Raw genomic sequence first — 13547 nt, forward strand, 5'->3', positions numbered from 1 at the left:
GCAGACTAGCCCGGCACCGCGCTGCTCAGCCGCACAATTGTTCCGGCCTCGCCGGTCGTCACGAGCACGTCGTCGACCAGGTGCCGGGCCAGCCACAGCCCGCGGCCGCTGATCGCGCTGCTCGGCGGCAGGGCGGCCTCGCCGCTGAGCCGCTCCTCGGGGATGCCGGCGCCCTTGTCCACGACCTCGCAGACGAGCACCCCGCCGGCCACCCACATCCGCAGGGTGCCGCCGCCGCCCGCGTGGCGCACGGCGTTGGTGACGATCTCGTTGACCGCGAGCACGAAGTCCTCGAGTCGCTGCCCGGTCAGCCCCGCTCCGGCGGCGCCGCGGTTCACGGCGTGACGCACAGGGGTGATCAATGCGACGTCGAAGTCCTCGACCAGCAGCGCCGTCGTCTGAACGGCTTCAGCCACGGTGTCACCTTTCCGCTGCGTCTCGCCTCGCTGAGCGTACATCGAGCTTCCGCCGGGCCGCGGTCAAGTCACCCTGGGGTGCAAGGTGCATCTCGCGACACGCATGCTGGACGCCATGGATGACGACCTGCGGGTGACGGACGACATCACGCTGCCCCGGGCCGAGCTGAGCTGGCGGTTCAGCCGCTCCGGCGGCCCCGGCGGGCAGTCGGTCAACACCACGGACTCGCGCGTCGAGGTCCGTTTCGACCTGCTCGCGACGGGTGCGCTGCCCGAGCCGCTCAAGGCGCGGGCCCTGGAGCGGCTGGCCGGCCGGCTCGTCGACGGCGTCCTGTCGATCACCGCGTCGGAGCACCGCTCGCAGCTGCAGAACCGCCACGCGGCCGAGGAGCGCCTGGTCGCGGCCATCGCGGCCGCGATCGCCCCGCCGCCCCGGCCGCGCCGACGGACCAAGCCGTCGAAGGGCGCGGTGGAGCGGCGCCTGGAGGCCAAGCGGCACACGGCCCGGCGCAAGCAGCAACGCCGCCCACCCGAAGAGTGACAAAATCCGGATGTGATTCGCAAACTGCTCATTCCGCTCATCGCTCTCCTGCTGGCCGGGTGCGGCGGTGACGAGCAGCCCGCGACCCTGGCGAGCGAGCCGCCCGGCCATCCCCCCGAGACCGGCGCCTACCCCGGGGACGCCTACCCCGGGGAGTCGAGCGCGCCGCCGGTCCCGGCGGTCACCGGCCGGACCGTCGAGCTCACCGGCTGGGAGGTGACCGTCTACTACACGGCGGTCGAGAGCCTGCACACGGACAAGAGCACCGAGGTCACCGGCTGCCCCACCATCGACTGCGGCAGGAACCGCAACCAGCAGCGGCTCGGCGCCTTCCCGGCCTCGTTCGTCAAGGCGGTCAAGGACGAGGGCACGGGCCGCACGAGCGACGGCCGGTACCTGAACTGGTCCTACGACACCGGCTACTGGATGGACACCGCCCCCCGCGACACCGCCGGCCGCCCGCTGCGCCCCTGGATCTCGGCCGCCGCCGACGCCGGCGCGCTCAAGGCCGGCAGCCGGTTCACCGTCCAGCGCTGCGGCACCGCCGAGGTGACCGCGGAGGTGTGCGCGAAGCTCAAGGCGCCGACGTGGACGATCGTCGACGAGTTCACCCCCGGGCTCGGCGGCGACAAACACGTGGACGTGTACATCGGCGAGGAGACGGGCCCCGGCTTCACCGACTCGGACCTCTACACCACGCTGGAGAACGCGACCCTCTCGGCGATCAAGGCACAATGACGGGCATGAAGGTGATCGTGTTCGGCGCCACCGGCATGGTGGGCCAGGGCGTGCTGCACGAGTGCCTGCTGGCCCCGGACGTGTCCGAGGTCCTGGTGGTGACCCGCACCCCGACCGGCGTGACGCATCCCAAGCTGCGCGAGATGGTCCACGCCGACTTCGCGGACTTCGGATCCGTGGACTTCAGCGGGTACGACGCCTGCTTCTTCTGCCTGGGCGTGAGCTCCGTTGGCCTGGACGAGGACCGGTACACCCGGATCACCTACGACTTCACGCTGGCCGCGGCCCGGCGGATGGCCGCGCAGAGCCCGGGCCTGGTCTTCGTCTACGTCTCCGGGGCCGGCACCAACCGCACCGGGCGGCAGATGTGGCAGCGGGTCAAGGGCCGCACCGAGGACGACGTCGCCGCGCTGGACCTGGCCGGCTACGCGTTCCGCCCCGGCTTCATCCAGCCCCGCCACGGCGCGGAGTCCCGCGTGCGGTGGTACCGCATCGCCTACACCGCCCTCGCCCCGCTCGCCGCGCTGCTGGTCCGCTTCGCGCCGGGCATCGCCACGAGCACCGACCAGCTGGGCCGGGCGATGCTCGTCGTGGCCCGCACCCGCCCGGACCGGCGGGTCTGGGAGAGCCGCGACATCGCCGCGGCCCGGTGACCGGACAGACACGCTGTGTCGTGTGACGCGTGTGACGTCCGGTGCGCCTTCTGCACCGCCGTTTACCTGCTGTTAGGCTGGACTCCCGTGGATCGCTGACTCGGCAGCGTGACAGACCCCACGGGAGCAGGCTTTGTCCTCTGTAGCTCGGACCGGTGCCAGCCGGCAGGCTAAGCACATCTTCGTCACCGGGGGCGTCGCCTCCTCACTCGGCAAGGGCCTCACGGGGTCCAGCCTGGGCAGCCTGCTCAGCGCTCGCGGGCTGCGGGTCGTCATGCAGAAGCTCGACCCCTACCTGAACGTCGACCCCGGCACGATGAACCCCTTCCAGCACGGCGAGGTGTTCGTCACCGAAGACGGCGCGGAGACCGATCTCGACATCGGCCACTACGAGCGCTTCCTCGACCAGGACCTCTCGCGCAACGCGAACGTGACCACGGGCCAGATCTACTCGGCGGTCATCGCCAAGGAGCGCCGCGGCGAATACCTCGGCGACACCGTCCAGGTCATCCCGCACGTCACCAACGAGATCAAGGCGCGCATCCGGGCGATGTCCGCCCCCGACGCCGACGGCCTCACGCCCGACGTGATCATCACGGAGGTCGGCGGCACCGTCGGCGACATCGAGTCGCTGCCGTTCCTCGAGGCCATCCGGCAGGTCCGCCACGACATCGGCCGCGACAACTGCTTCTTCCTGCACGTGTCGCTGGTGCCCTACCTGGCCCCGAGCGGCGAGCTGAAGACGAAGCCGACGCAGCACTCGGTCGCGGCCCTGCGCAGCATCGGCATCCAGCCCGACGCGCTGGTCTGCCGCTCCGACCGGGAGATCCCGGAGAAGACCAAGAACAAGCTCGGTCTGTACTGTGACGTCGACGCCGAGGCCGTGGTCTCCGCCCCCGACGCGCCCTCGATCTACGACATCCCGCGCGTACTGCACGAGGAGGGGCTGGACGCCTACGTGGTCCGGCGCCTGGGCCTGTCGTTCCGGGACGTGGCCTGGAAGAAGTGGGACGACCTGCTCGACCGGGTGCACCACCCGCGCCAGACGGTCACCGTGGCGATCGTCGGCAAATACGTCGACCTGCCCGACGCGTACCTCTCGGTCACCGAGGCCGTGCGCGCCGCCGGCTTCGCGCACCGGGCCCGGGTCGAGATCCGCTGGGTGCCCAGCGACGCCTGCACCACCCCGGCCGGCGCGGCCCAGGCCCTCGCGGGCGTCGACGGCGTCATCATCCCGGGCGGCTTCGGCGTGCGTGGCATCGAGGGGAAGATCGGCGCGGCGCAGTACACCCGCGAGCGCGGCATCCCGACCCTCGGCCTGTGCCTGGGCCTGCAGTGCATGACGATCGAGGTGCTGCGCAACGTCGCCGGGATCAAGGGCGCGAACTCGCTGGAGTTCGACCCGGAGGCGAGCGAGCCGGTCATCTCGACCATGGCCGACCAGCACGACATCGTGGCCGGCAAGGGCGACCTCGGCGGCACCATGCGGCTGGGCGCCTACCCGGCCGTGCTCGCCCCGGGGACGCTGACCGCCGAGGCCTACGGCGAGACCGAGGTCTCCGAGCGCCACCGGCACCGCTACGAGGTCAACAACGCGTACCGCGACGCCATGACCGGCGCCGGGCTGCGCATCTCGGGCACCTCCCCCGACGGCCGGCTGGTCGAGTTCGTCGAGCTCGACCGCGAGCAGCACCCGTTCTTCGTGGCGACCCAGGCCCACCCGGAGCTCAAGAGCCGCCCGACGCGGGCGCACCCGCTGTTCGCCGCGTTCGTCGGTGCCGCGGTGGCCTACAACGCCGCCGACCGCCTGCCGGTCGAGTTGGAGACGGTGGACGCGTGAGCGCCTACGACGTGCACTCGCACACCGAGCGCCTGCGCAACCGCGTCTTCTCCGTCGTCACCGACGCCGTGGAGATGCCCGGTGGCGAGGTGGTCGACCGCGACTACATGGTCCACGTCGGCGCGGTCGGCGTCGTGGCCCTCGACGGCGAGGGGCGGGTCGCGCTCGTGCGGCAGTACCGTCCCGCCGTCCGCCAGGTTCTCTGGGAGCTCCCGGCCGGCCTGATCGACGTGCCCGGCGAGGCCCTGGTCGACGCGGCCGCCCGCGAGTTGGCCGAGGAGGCCGACCTGGTCGCGGCCCGGTGGGACCTGCTGGCCGACGTGCACACCACGCCCGGCTGCTCCAACGAGAAGATCCGCCTCTTCCTGGCGCGCGAGGTCGGCCCGAAGCCGGACTCGGACACCTACGAGCGCACCCACGAAGAGGCCGACCTGGAGCTGCACTGGGTCGACCTGGACGAGGCCGTGACGATGGCCCTGTCCGGCGAGATCACCAACGCCGCGTGCGTGATCGGCGTCCTCGGCGCCGCCCAGGCCCGCGCCCGCGACTGGAAGACCTTGCGCCCCGCCGCCGACGCCCGGTGACACCCCAGGAGCTCGCCGAGGCCTGCGCCGCCGCGCTGTACGCCACGGACACCGCTTCGCGGTCGCTGGGCATCACGGTCGGCGGCGTGGCCCCGGGCCGCGCCACGGCGCGGATGACGGTGAGCGGGTCCATGCTCAACGGCCACGCCATCGGCCACGGCGGCTACGTCTTCCTGCTCGCCGACACCGCGTTCGCGTTCGCGTGCAACACGTACGACCGCGTGACGGTGGCGGCGGGCGCGGACGTGTCGTTCCTGGAGCCGGCGCGGGCGGGCGACGAGCTGACGGCCACGGCGGTGGAGCGCAGCCGGCGGGGGCGCTCGGGCCTCTACGACGTGACGGTCAGCCGGGCGGACGGGACGGTGCTGGCCGAGTTCCGCGGCCGCTCGCGCAGCTCCACCAGCCCGATCCTGGGCGCTTAACGGTCGATCCAACCGCTGGGCGCGGGCGCCGGCCCGCTGGCGTGGAGGCCGACCACGGCTTCGGCTTCGGCTTCAAGCACGGGGCGCCAGGTGTGGAGCTGGCCCCCGCCGGCCCACCGCCGCCGCCAGCCCGCCATCTCACCGGCATGGAGGCCGAGCACGGCCTCCATGCCGAGCACGCCGTTGCCAGGGTGCGATCCGGCGCTCACCGGCCCATCGTCGCCGTCGGCCCGGGCGCCCCGCCCTCCCGCCATCTCACCCATCGGCCGCGTCGAGCGGCTGGTCGAAATGTCCGACGCTCCGCGATCGGACATTTCGCTTTTATACCCTGACAGGCGACAAATCCGATATGTCGCGGCGCGGAGCGCCCGACATATCGGGAATGCTGGAGCAGTCGCGGTTCCGAGCCCCCGACACATCGCGAATGCCGCGAACGTCGCGGTTCCGAGCGCCCCACACATCGCGAATGCCCGAACGTCGCGACGCGGAGCGCCCGGCACATCGGCAATGGCGGAACGCGACAGGGGGCACGCCCGGACCTCAGCTCTCCAGCGCCGCCTCAGACACCCGCGGCGCCGGAGTCCGGTCGTCGGCGTGCTCGAGGACCCGCAGGCACGACAGCACCACCAGCGGCAGCGCCGTGGCCAGCGCGGCGCCGAGCACGTTGAACGACACCCCCTCCACCACCCCGGCCAGCAGGCACGCCACGACCAGCCCCGAAAGGGCGGCCCGGACCGGCGGGAAGACGCCCAGCAGCCGCCGCAGCCCGCCCCAGTCGCGCAGCAGGACGAACGTCGCGTACAGCACGCACCCGAGCACCAGCACCGTCAGCGGACTGGTGACCGTCGTGACCACGTCCGCCTCGGCGATGCGCCGGGCGATGAAGCCGGCGGTGCCGTCCTGGGTGCGCACGAGCAGGCGGCCGACGCTGCTGCGCTGCTCCTCCGGCCGGAACAGGTCCAGGACCGCGAACCCCGAGCTCACGAAGAGCGCCGCGGCCGCAGCCCAGAGCAGGCGCGTGATGGTGAGCCAGCCGCCGACGGCCATGGCCGCGGCCACGCACATGCCGGCGGTGAGGGCCACGGCGCCGGAGGCGTCCGCGCCGAGGTACGGACTGCCGATCACCACCACCCCGACCGCCCCGATCACGGCCATGACGAACGGCCGCCACCGGCGCTCGAAGCGCTGGGCGAGCGCGGCCCCGCCGAGCAGCGCGCCGGTCACGAGCAGGCCCAGGCCGATGACCCCGACGCCGGCGTACCGGCCGCCGACCACCGCCGAGTAGCCGGCCACCCCGTTGAGCTGCAGCCGCGACCCGGTCAGCACGTCGAAGGCGACGGCGAGCGCGGCGACGGCCGCGACCCCGCCGAGCGGCGCGATGGCACGGCTGCGGCGGCTCAGGAACGCGACCGCGAACGTCGCCACGCCGGTCGCGGCGAGGGTCACCCCGCCGAAGCCGAGGCCGGGCCGCGACCAGCGCCACCAGGGCAGCAGGTCGGCGACGAGCGCGGCGGGCACGGCGAGGGACGCGGCGATGAGCAGCACCTCGGCCGCCCGCACGACCGCGCGCGGGATCGGCTTGTGGGTGAGCGGGCCGGCGGGGCGGCGGGCGCGCTGCAGCAGCGGTACCACGGCCAGGAACAGCAGCAGCTCGGCGACGACGAGGGTGGTGAAGAAGTTGGTGCCGACCCGGCGCTGGACGCTCGCCTCGCGGTCGGCGTCGGCGAGCCGGCTCACGGCCGCGGCGACGTCCGACGGCCGGCCGCTCGCGCTGGTCGAGGCGGCGCCGCCGGCGAAGAGCCGGCCGGGCAGGGGGCGGTCGAGGGCCGCGAGGGCGGTCGGGGCGAGGTCGACGACCTGGATGTACCCGGGCCGCGACGTCGACGGCGAGGTCAGCCAGCCGCCCGTGAACCCGGGCCCCTGCGCGATCGCGACGTGCAGCCGGCTCGTGGCGTCGAGGTCGGACAGCCCGGCGAGGACGACCACCGAGTGCTCGGGGCGGGCGGCGAGAACGCCGGCGAGCGCGGCATCGGCGCGGCGGGCGTCGGTGGCCCGGGAGACGGGGTCGTCGCCGGCGATCTCGCCGAGGTCCACGATCGTCAGGGCGCAGGCGTCGAGCAGGCTGTCGTCGAGGCCCTCGGAGTACCTGTCGATCCGGCCGTACGGTCGCGCCGCCGCCAGGGCCGCCCCCGGCCCGATCGCGGTGGTGCAGCGCACGCCCTCGGCCAGGGCCCCGGGCTGGGCGCCCCAGTGCAGGTTGCGGTTGCGGGCGACGATGTCGCTCTGGTCGGGCAGCGTCGCGCTGGTCACGTTCTGGTTGATCGACACGTTGAGCCCGGGACAGGCGGGGGTGACCGCGCCCGGGGTGTAGATCGCGAAGTTGCCGGAGCCGAGGGTCAGCCAGCCGTCGCCGGCGCAGGTGATCCGGCGGGCCGAGCGCACCGACAGCGCCCCGATCGCGCCGCCCTGGGCCATCTGCCACATCGCCGGGGTGTCGGAGGCGTTCACGTCGTCCCAGCGCAGCCCGGCGACGCCGACGACGATCACGTAGTCCGCGGTCGGCTGGGCCGGGACGGCGGCCGGGCGCGGGATGAGTCCGGCCACGCCGGCGAGGCCGGCCAGCAGCGCCAGCAGCGCCGGGGAGAACCGGTGCAGCCAGAGGCGCATCAGCTCGCCCCGCGGGCGGCGCGCAGCTCGGCGTACACCGCCTCGACCTGGTCGATCGTGTCGTGCTCGGTGGGCCAGCCGGCCGCGCGGTCCAGGCCGCGGCGGGCCAGCTCGGCGCGGGCCTCGGGGTCGTCGAGCAGCTCGACGACCGCGTCGTGCACGGCGTCGACGTCGGCCGGCTCGACCAGGCGCGCGGCGGAGCCCACGACCTCGGGCACGCCGCCGACGGCGGTCGACACCAGCGGTACCCCCGCCGCCAGGGTCTCCTGGATGAACAGCGGCTGGCCCTCCCACACGCTGGTCGCCACGACCAGGTCGGCCGCGCCGAGCAGGTCGGGCACGTCGTCGCGGTGGCCGAGCAGGTGGACCGGGGCGTGCTCGACGGAGATGCGCTGGGCCAGCGACATGTAGGACGGACCGCTGCCGGCGATCGCGGTGAACGGCTCCGGGTCCCGGTCGCGCCAGCGCGCGGCGGCGGAGACGAGGGTCTCGAAGCCCTTCTGCGGGTGCAGCCGCCCGACCGCGAGGATCAGCGGCTGCCCGGGCTCGGCCCCGAGCTCCTCGCGGACCTGTTCGGGGGTGCGGGCGACGGGCCGGGGCTTCGGCGCCGGTACCTTCGCCAGCCGCACGTCCCGCCCGCCGAGCTCGGTGGCGCGGGCGGCGAGGTCGCTGGACACGGCGAGGGTGACGTCGGCGGCGCGGGCGACGCGGCGCTCGAGCGGGTGGTAGAGCCGGGCCCGCAGGCCGGTCGCGAGGACGAGGTTGTGCCAGGTGACCACGAGCGGTGTGGCGTCGGCGCGGGCGAGCGCGGCGACGAGCCCGGCGCGCAGGCTGTGGGCGTGGATCACGTCGGCGTCGCGGACGCTGCGGCGCAGGGCGCGCACGGCGAGCACGTCGCCGGGCTGCGGGCTGGCCGGGATCTCCACGGGCACGAACCGCGCGCCGCGGGCGGCGAAGCCGAAGGCCTCCTCCGTCGCGGCCGGGCCGTGCACGCTGACCTCGTGGCCGCGCGCGGCCAGGCCCTCGGCGAGCATGCCGACGTGCCGGCCGATACCTCCCGTGCTGGAGGCCAGGACCAACGCGATGCGGGCGCCCACTACCCATCCCTTCGTCTGACAAGCCGCCGCAGGGTCTGCCGGTCCGCGAGGGCCGCCCCGGCGAGGAACACCACCGCCACCACGACTCCGCACAGCATGCCCTGCACGACGGCCCCGCCCGCACCCGGGGTGACCAGGTGAGCGCGCAGCACCAGCCCGGCGCAGGTGGCGACGGCCGCGGCGGCGACGCCGATCGATACCGTGCGTATTGTGCCGGCGAGGGCCGCGCGCCCGGCCCGGCGGCCGACGGCGACGAGCAGCGCGGCGCCGAGCACGAGCATGCCGATGGAGTTCGCGGCGGCCACGGCGGCGATGCGCCGCTCGATCGGCAGCGCGCTCGCCAGGCTCAGGGCCGCGGCGGCGGTCGCGGCCCAGCCGACGGCGGTGGCCACGGCCGCCGGGTACGCGTTCCCGCCCGCGTAGAGGGCCCGCGACAGCAGGGCGAACAGGCCGTAGCCGAGCAGCCCCGGCGCGAACCAGGCGATCCCGTCGGCGAGCGGCCCGACGGCGGGCGGGTGCGAGGAGGCGGCGGCGAGCAGGACCGCGACGGGCCGGGCCAGCACGATCAGCGCGGCGGCGCCGAGGCTGCACAGCAGGACCACGGCCCGCACGGCCGGGGCGAGGGCCGCGGCGAACCCGGCCCGGTCGCCGGCCGCGCCGTGCTCGGCGAGCGCCGGGTACGCCGTCGTGGCCACCGGCACCGCGAGCACCGCCCACGGCAGCAGGAAGATCGTCTGGGCGAGGCTGTAGACGACGATGGCCCCGTCCTGCGGGCTGTAGCTGACGAGGTTGATGGCCAGGCCCAGCACCAGCTGCTGGGTGCCGACGGTGACGATCCCGGCGACGACCAGCGGCCGCAGGGTGGCCATCGCGCCGACGTCGAGCCGGGTCGTGGGCCGGATGCGCAGCCCGAGCCGGCTCACCGGGGCCACCAGGCAGAGCGACAGCACCGCGACGGCGAGGGTGGTACCGCCGGAGAGCAGCAGCAGATGCGGGCCGCTCACGCTCGACAGGACCGCCCCGCGCCCGGCGAGCACGCCGAAGGCGACGTACACGGCCATCACGGTGAGGCTCGACAGCAGGGGCGCGATGACCGGCCAGGCGAAGCGGCGGTACGTCTGCAACGCCCCGGTGAGCACGATCCCGACACCGTAGAGCGGCAGCTGGGGGGCGAAGACCCGCAGCATCCTCGCGCCGGCGTCGACGACCTCGGCCGGCTGCCCGCTGGTGAGCAGCCCGACCAGCGGGTGCGCGAGCAGGGCGACGACCAGCGCGATCGGGGTCAGGATCAGCACGACCCAGGTGAGCAGGGCGCCGACGGTGCGCTCGACGGCCGCCTTGTCCCGGCCCGCGAGCATCGGCACGACGAGGCTGGCCAGGGCGCCGCCGGCGACGAGCTCGAAGATGATGTTCGGGATCGTGTTGGCGGCCTGGTAGGCGTCGCCGAGCCGGGTCGGCCCGACGGACGCGTTGAACACCAGAATGCGAGCAAATCCGGCAATCCGGCTCAGGAGGGTGAGGCCCGCGACGAGTGCCGCCGCCCCGAAGATCCTGCTCCTCGTCACCCGTGCGAGCGCGGATACGGGGAGGGTTTCCGGCGGCCCCACTGGTCGATCCGGTTCAGCACCGGGTTGGCCTCGATCACCTTGGTGAACGAGACCTTCTCGCTGGCGGCCGTCAGGGCCACGATCCCGGCCAGGGCCGCGAGCCGCCCGAGCGTGCCGGTCCGCGCCGTGTACGCCACCCCGAGCAGCGCGCCGAGCGCGTTCGCCCCGGCGTCGCCGAGCATGATCTCCTCGTCGAGGTCCGCCGGCAGCAGCGCCCCGGCGGCGCCGAGCGGGCCGGACGCGCCCAGGGGGGTACCGACGGCGATGCCCGCCTTGATGGCCCGCCCCGGCCGCAGGTCCAGCAGGTTGAACAGGTTGGCCGCGCCCGCGATCACGCCGGCGCCGAGCACCACGTCGACGGCCCGCTTGCGGGGCAGCAGCGCGGCGGCGGCGAGCCCGGCCACGCCGACCCCGGCGATCTTCACCAGGCCGCTCGTCACGCGGCCCTCCCGCAGCGCGCCGAGGTGGCCGCGGAAGCCCTTGGCCGCGTGCTCGGGCCGGCCGCCGACCAGGTCGTCGTAGAGCCCGACGGCCCCCGACCCCAGCCCCGCGATCGCGCTCGCGGCCGCGTGCTCGGGCCGGTGCACGATCGCGCCGGCGGTCGCCCCGGCGGCCAGCGCCGGCCCGCCCGCCAGGGACACGCCGCGGCCGCGGAAGTTGGTGCGGGCCAGCTTCGGGTGGCCCCGCAGGGCGCCCAGCACCGCCCGGGCGACACCGCCGCCGACGGGCCCGGCCAGGGCGCCGAGGATGAGCCTACGAGCCATTGGTCACGCTCGCCGTCTTCGGCAGCAGGCTGGTCGCGCCGGTGCCGCTGCCGTAGTGGCCGTTCTTGCCGCCGATCCGCTCGGCGAGGGCCATGACCGCCGCGACCTGGCCGTAGGCCGTGACGGCGTTGTCCACGGTCGAGATCGACTTGACCACGGTCGCGTCGCCGATGACGGCGGAGACCAGGCCGTTGGCGGACAGGCCGGCGACGACCACCCGGGCGGAGATGTCGAAGCGGGTGGCGAGGGTCAGCGCGGCGGTGTTGCGGTCCTTGGCGTCCTTGCCGCTCGCGGGCGCCCCGGCGACGATGATCGCGGCCTCGGCCGGGGCCTTGAAGTCGCCGTCGAGGCCGATGAACCCGCCGCTCTCGAACGCCGACAGCACCGTGCGGGTGCCCTCGACCTGCGGGGTGCCGGCCTTGCCGAACAGCACCGCGGCCAGCAGCGCCGACGCGGTGTCGACCGGGTTGGACTGGTTCGGCAGCGCGCCGCTGACGCCCGCCGGGGCCGAGGACTCGGCGGTGTCGAGCAGCAGCGCGCTGGTCGCCGGGTTCGTGAACTTGTCCTTGATCGTGACCGTCCCGGCGACCTTGGCCCCGGCCGTGCCGAGCATCGCGGCGATCCCGTCGATCGCGGTGTTCACGTCGCTGCCGTCGCTGCCGTCGAGCTTGACCAGCAGCACGTTCTTGTTCGCGAGCTTCCCGGCCAGCAGCGCCGGCGCGGCCTCGCTGGCGAAGTCGGCGTTCTTCTTCAGCTCCGCCCGCGACTGCTCCAGGTCGTCGCGCAGCTGCTGCTTGTCGTCGGTGAGCGTGTTGACCTGCTCGTTGAGGTTCTCGGTCAATGGGCCGTTGGCCGCCGCGGTGCCGACGACGAGGCCGATGGCCAGGGCCAGGAACACCGCCGCCAGCGACACCACGTGGTACCGGAAGTTGATCAAAGCGAGCCCCGTCTACGAGAACAGCGTGAAGATCAGGTTGTCCCACCACTCGGCGATGACGCTGAGATACGCCCGGCCGATCGTGGTGACCGCGAGCGCCGCGGCCATCGCGGCGATCGCCGAGGCCAGCAGCAGGACCAGCGAGGAGCCGGAGAGGCTCTGGCGGTACAGCCGGCTGACCCCCTTCGCGTCGACGAGCTTGCCGCCCAGCTTGAGCCGGGTCAGGAAGGTCGAGGCCATGCCGCCGCGGCCCTTGTCGAGAAACTCGATGAGGGTGTTGTGGGTGCCGACCGCGACCAGCAGCGACGCCCCCTTCTCGTCGGCGAGCAGCATCGCGATGTCCTCGCTCGTCGCCGCGGCCGGGAAGGTGATCGCCTCCACCCCGAGCCGCTGCACCCGGGCCAGACCCGGGGCGCGCCCGTCGGGGTAGGCGTGCACGACGACCTCGGCCCCGCAGCGCAGCACGTCGTCGCTGACCGAGTCCATGTCGCCGATGATCATGTCCGGCGTGTACCCGGCCTCGACCAGCGCGTCCGCGCCGCCGTCGACGCCGATCAGCACCGGCTTGTACTCGCGGATGTAGGGCCGCAGCACGTCGATGTCGGCCTTGTAGTCGTAGCCGCGGACCACGATGAGGCAGTGCCGCCCGGCGATCTGCGTCTGGATCTCCGGCACGCCGACGCCGTCGAGCAGGAGGGCGCGCTCCTGCTTGAGGTACTCCATCGTGTTGGCCGCGAACGCCTCCAGCTGCACCGACAGCCCCTCGCGGGCGTCGGCCATCGACTCGGCGACGGTCTCGGCGTCCTGCCGCACGCCCTTGGCCACGGCCTCCTCGCCGACGAACACGGTGTCGCCCTCGATGCGCACCGGGTCGCCCTCGCGCAGCCGGTCGAACAGCTCCTCGCCGAGGTTGTCGACGAGCGGGATGCCGGCCTTGACCAGCCCCTCGGGCCCCAGGTTCGGGTACCGCCCCGAGACCGACGGCTTCGCGTTGAGCACAGCCGCCACCCCGGATGCGGCCAGCGAGTCGGCCGCCACCCGGTCCAGGTCCACGTGGTCGATGACCGCGATGTCACCCGGCCGCAGCCGCCCCACCAGGCGCTTCGTCCGCCGATCCAGCCGCACGACGCCGGCGATGGCACCCGGCTCGGCGGCCCGGGTGCGGCGCAAGGTTGGAAGTCGCATCAGGACCATCCTGGCATGGACGGCCGCCGAAAGCCGCGCACGACATGTCCACGAGCAGGTGGTACGCCCCATTTCACGTTTCCGCGTGACGCCGGT

Annotated in this window: 14 protein-coding genes; 6 read left to right on the forward strand and 8 right to left on the reverse strand. The window is 74.0% G+C overall.

Annotated features, from left to right (window positions below):
- Positions 1–5 precede the first annotated feature (5 nt).
- The gene (locus ACQP1P_RS36110; RefSeq protein ID WP_433078010.1) at positions 6–416 is read right to left on the reverse strand and encodes an ATP-binding protein; all 411 of its coding nucleotides are present in this window, start codon (positions 414–416) and stop codon (positions 6–8) included.
- A 115-nt stretch (positions 417–531) separates the two neighbouring features.
- Between ACQP1P_RS36110 and arfB the strand changes: the two genes are divergently transcribed.
- The 6 genes from arfB to paaI all read left to right on the forward strand — a co-directional run bounded on the left by arfB (position 532) and on the right by paaI (position 5194).
- Entirely contained in the window at positions 532–957 is a 426-nt protein-coding gene (gene arfB, locus ACQP1P_RS36115; protein WP_433078012.1) for an alternative ribosome rescue aminoacyl-tRNA hydrolase ArfB, read from the forward strand.
- A gap of 12 nt (positions 958–969) precedes the next feature.
- Positions 970–1695 (forward strand): hypothetical protein, encoded by a 726-nt coding sequence (locus ACQP1P_RS36120; protein WP_433078014.1) that lies wholly within the window; start codon positions 970–972, stop codon positions 1693–1695.
- A gap of 5 nt (positions 1696–1700) precedes the next feature.
- Positions 1701–2348, forward strand: coding sequence for an epimerase (locus ACQP1P_RS36125; RefSeq protein ID WP_433078016.1), 648 nt, complete (start codon positions 1701–1703; stop codon positions 2346–2348).
- A 133-nt stretch (positions 2349–2481) separates the two neighbouring features.
- Positions 2482–4188: a CTP synthase gene (locus ACQP1P_RS36130; RefSeq protein WP_433078018.1), complete on the forward strand. Its 1707-nt coding sequence runs from the start codon at positions 2482–2484 to the stop codon at positions 4186–4188.
- Complete coding sequence (locus tag ACQP1P_RS36135) at positions 4185–4772, forward strand: NUDIX domain-containing protein (RefSeq protein WP_433078020.1); 588 nt, start codon at positions 4185–4187, stop codon at positions 4770–4772. The genes ACQP1P_RS36130 and ACQP1P_RS36135 overlap by 4 nt, the downstream gene beginning before the upstream one ends.
- Positions 4769–5194, forward strand: coding sequence for a hydroxyphenylacetyl-CoA thioesterase PaaI (paaI, locus tag ACQP1P_RS36140; protein ID WP_433078022.1), 426 nt, complete (start codon positions 4769–4771; stop codon positions 5192–5194). The genes ACQP1P_RS36135 and paaI overlap by 4 nt, the downstream gene beginning before the upstream one ends.
- Here paaI and ACQP1P_RS36145 read toward each other — a convergent pair.
- The 7 genes from ACQP1P_RS36145 to steA form a co-directional block, all read right to left on the reverse strand.
- On the reverse strand, positions 5191–5508 hold the full coding sequence (locus ACQP1P_RS36145; RefSeq protein ID WP_433078024.1) for a hypothetical protein: 318 nt from the start codon (positions 5506–5508) through the stop codon (positions 5191–5193). The two genes, paaI and ACQP1P_RS36145, sit on opposite strands and share 4 nt — an antisense overlap.
- A 226-nt stretch (positions 5509–5734) precedes the next feature.
- Entirely contained in the window at positions 5735–7861 is a 2127-nt protein-coding gene (locus ACQP1P_RS36150; RefSeq protein WP_433078026.1) for a hypothetical protein, read from the reverse strand.
- Complete coding sequence (locus ACQP1P_RS36155) at positions 7861–8958, reverse strand: glycosyltransferase family 4 protein (protein WP_433078028.1); 1098 nt, start codon at positions 8956–8958, stop codon at positions 7861–7863. The genes ACQP1P_RS36150 and ACQP1P_RS36155 overlap by 1 nt, the downstream gene beginning before the upstream one ends.
- Positions 8958–10523 (reverse strand): murein biosynthesis integral membrane protein MurJ, encoded by a 1566-nt coding sequence (gene murJ / locus ACQP1P_RS36160; protein WP_433078030.1) that lies wholly within the window; start codon positions 10521–10523, stop codon positions 8958–8960. Before murJ ends, ACQP1P_RS36155 begins: the two co-directional genes overlap by 1 nt.
- Complete coding sequence (locus tag ACQP1P_RS36165) at positions 10520–11329, reverse strand: hypothetical protein (protein WP_433078032.1); 810 nt, start codon at positions 11327–11329, stop codon at positions 10520–10522. Before ACQP1P_RS36165 ends, murJ begins: the two co-directional genes overlap by 4 nt.
- On the reverse strand, positions 11319–12266 hold the full coding sequence (locus tag ACQP1P_RS36170) for a copper transporter (protein ID WP_433078034.1): 948 nt from the start codon (positions 12264–12266) through the stop codon (positions 11319–11321). The genes ACQP1P_RS36165 and ACQP1P_RS36170 overlap by 11 nt, the downstream gene beginning before the upstream one ends.
- A 12-nt stretch (positions 12267–12278) precedes the next feature.
- On the reverse strand, positions 12279–13451 hold the full coding sequence (gene steA / locus ACQP1P_RS36175) for a putative cytokinetic ring protein SteA (RefSeq protein ID WP_433078036.1): 1173 nt from the start codon (positions 13449–13451) through the stop codon (positions 12279–12281).
- Between the last annotated feature and the right edge of the window lie 96 nt (positions 13452–13547).

The sequence above is a fragment of the Dactylosporangium sp. CA-052675 genome, assembly GCF_050947935.1.
GTDB lineage: Bacteria > Actinomycetota > Actinomycetes > Mycobacteriales > Micromonosporaceae > Dactylosporangium.

Bases quoted from the DNA above. Each gene is read 5' to 3' on its own strand.
- ACQP1P_RS36165 (WP_433078032.1), bottom strand. From the start codon at position 11,329: ATGGCTCGTAGGCTCATCCTCGGCGCCCTGGCCGGGCCCGTCGGCGGC.
- arfB (WP_433078012.1), top strand. From the start codon at position 532: ATGGATGACGACCTGCGGGTGACGGACGACATCACGCTGCCCCGGGCC.
- ACQP1P_RS36145 (WP_433078024.1), bottom strand. From the start codon at position 5,508: ATGTCCGATCGCGGAGCGTCGGACATTTCGACCAGCCGCTCGACGCGG.
- ACQP1P_RS36125 (WP_433078016.1), top strand. From the start codon at position 1,701: ATGAAGGTGATCGTGTTCGGCGCCACCGGCATGGTGGGCCAGGGCGTG.
- ACQP1P_RS36150 (WP_433078026.1), bottom strand. From the start codon at position 7,861: ATGCGCCTCTGGCTGCACCGGTTCTCCCCGGCGCTGCTGGCGCTGCTG.
- steA (WP_433078036.1), bottom strand. From the start codon at position 13,451: ATGCGACTTCCAACCTTGCGCCGCACCCGGGCCGCCGAGCCGGGTGCC.